Raw genomic sequence first — 2790 nt, 5'->3', positions numbered from 1 at the left:
TCAATTTGATAGCTGGAATTTACAACCTGGATATGAGTCATGCAAGAGGTCTATTGTATACTTAACTATTTTAATCCTTTACATTATAGATGACAGTTACCTAGTTTATGAAGTTAGTAGGTTTTTAAGTATAAGCTGTCATTTAAACTTCAATATATAGTCATTGAAGCATTTTCTATACCATTAACATCGACCTCAGTCAAGCTATGGTTTACCTGTTCACTTTCATATTGTTTACTCAATATACTTACAAAAGGCTGCATACAATTTGCAATATCTCCTCTTACTAAAATATCTTTAACAGGCCACCTTGTTTGACACGGGATACATGCTATTTTAGCTACAGTTTTTGTAAATGCTGAGACAAGGTCAAGTAATATAATATTATTTTTCTTGTCAAAAGAAAAGTCTACGTATTTCTTACTCTCTTGCAAATGTATATCATAAGCAACTTCTGGTATTTGAGATTGTATTGCTCTTTTTGGATCTAACCTCCAAAATTCTTTAGTAAATATTGTTACATCCTTTGGAACCTGTAATGGAATGACAATAGTATTGTGAGTTCTGCCTTCTTGTAATGAAAAAAGTTCAGTACATGATGCTTTATTTTTGTCCTTAAAGTATGAAGGATTATACATATTTAAATAACTAGATTGAAATTTTATAACACCACTTTGTTCATCTTTTAGTAATAACTCATACCCTTCACTCACCTTATTAATTGCAAATAGTCTTAAGCTATTAAAATCAATAAATCCACCTATGCTAGGTTTTATTTCTCTAATAAAGGCCTCAAATACTAACGCAAGTGTTGTGGTTGAATCATCAATTGATGATTTTTCCTGGAGGCCATTTTGTAAACTATAATATTTATCTTTCTCATAAGCATCTTTTTCTTGTCCTCTATTAATTTCAATATCTGATTGAGTTTCTTTTTGTAATTCTTCTAATTCTTGCTCATCACTACTTGTCCCTGATTCTTGTTCTTCTTGAGCATCATACCATATTTCATCATCCAATGCTTGTGATTCAAGAGCGTCATACCATATTTCTCCCTCTATATTACAACCATTATTATGTCCTAACTCTCCTTGGCCGTTCTTGAAGACACTGTAGAAATCACTATTTTCACTACTACAATCAGTATTCTTGTTTTTTGTTGCTTTGCTAGTGAATAAACTTTTGATACTTGATATTAAATCAATCCATGTAGATTTAATTTTTTTAAATATAAATGTAATACTTTCAAATTTCATAGCTTAATTTACTTTTCCTAAATATACTAATATTATCTACTTGATATATCGTTAATGATATCAAAAATTTATAAAAATGTCAAGAGCGACACCAAAATAGATAAATAGGTATTCCACTAATAGTGAATAAGCTTGCAATTAGCAAGGTATTTATAGGGGTTTCTATTATCACCCAGCAACAAAAGGTTGTTGCTATACCACCAATTAAAAGCTTGTAATATTTTTTTTCCTTTATAACAACCTTTAGAAAGGCAAGGCTACATGCAAGATAAACAAACAAAAATGAAATCACAGAAAAGTCAATAATCGACGTAATCTGCTGGGCAAAATTGTTATTTGAAGTGAGAATCAGTAAAATTGCAGTACCTACTGAGCTAATTATTATTCCCCAAAAGGGAGCACCATGCTTGTTCCTTTCAGCAAAGAATTTTGGCATAAGTCTATCTTCTGCAAGGCCAAATGCAACCTGTCCGCTAGATAAAACCCAGGCATTTAGAGTTCCAATACAGAAAATAAATGCGACTATAGAAATAATTAAATGCCAATTACCAGAGAACATAATTTTTATTGCATCAACATATGGTGCTCTTGAATTTGCTAAATTATTTCCATTAATCAATCCCATAATCGCAAAATTATTGATAAAATATATAAGGGCAACACAAATTGTGCCAAACACTACAGCTTTTGGTATAGTTTTAGCTGGGTTATAGACTGATCCTGCAGGCGCTGTTGCCAATTCAAGTCCAATAAAACACCATAGAGTTAAAAGTGTAGATCTGGCAAGAATTTGTGATGTTGTAAGACTTAAGATTTCTTCACTTATAATAAAATTATTTCTATCGAAAAAAAATAACGCTGCTACAGGTATTGCAAGCAATACAGCAACCTTTACAACCGTGAGTAGAAACTCAATGCGCCCTGCAGTAGCTATTCCCCTTAAATTTATTAATGTAATGATTGTAAATAACAACAGCTCTAAGAACAAACTCATATTTTTGATATCTTCATGAAAAAATGGTGTAAGATAGCCAACACCCACAACTATTAAAGCTGTTGTACTAACCCATGAGATTACCCAGTATGTCCAACCAACAAAAAAAGCTGCGGTAGGACCAAAGGTATGTTTTACATAAATATGAGGACCTCCAGTTTCTGGAAACTTTGCACATAGTATAGCGAAGACTAGTGCAAGAGATACAGCACCAACTCCTGATATAATCCAGCTTATAAGGCTATAAGCACCATATGGAGCAAGGCTAATTGGAAGAATGAAAACTCCAGAACCAATTTGACTACTAATAACTAAAGCAAAAACAGCCAAAAAACCTATTTTATTTGACACAACACCTCTCAATTCTATTAATGTAAGCCAGTAGTATAGCTTAAGAATTTTAGCAAATAAAAAATTTAAGTTAAACTTTTAGTTTATGGTACCAAAGCAGATAAATAAGCATGCCGCTTAAAGGAAACAGACTTGATATTAGTAATGTGTTTATAGGAGTCTCGTATATTATCCAGCAGCAAAAAAGTA

At 31.9% G+C, this 2790-nt stretch carries 2 protein-coding genes; both read right to left on the bottom strand.

Annotated features, from left to right (window positions below):
• Positions 1-149 precede the first annotated feature (149 nt).
• On the bottom strand, positions 150-1256 hold the full coding sequence (locus tag V6U76_RS05020) for a hypothetical protein (protein ID WP_333024037.1): 1107 nt from the start codon (positions 1254-1256) through the stop codon (positions 150-152).
• 79 nt (positions 1257-1335) lie between these two features.
• Positions 1336-2601: an APC family permease gene (locus V6U76_RS05015; RefSeq protein WP_333024035.1), complete on the bottom strand. Its 1266-nt coding sequence runs from the start codon at positions 2599-2601 to the stop codon at positions 1336-1338.
• Positions 2602-2790: the final 189 nt, after the last annotated feature.

Origin of the sequence: Wolbachia endosymbiont of Pentidionis agamae (genome assembly GCF_036711655.1) — a bacterium.
In the GTDB taxonomy this organism is placed as follows: Bacteria; Pseudomonadota; Alphaproteobacteria; order Rickettsiales; family Anaplasmataceae; genus JAZHPY01.
The sequence above is the reverse complement of the archived record's forward strand: the minus strand, read 5'-3'. Positions and strand labels throughout refer to the sequence as shown.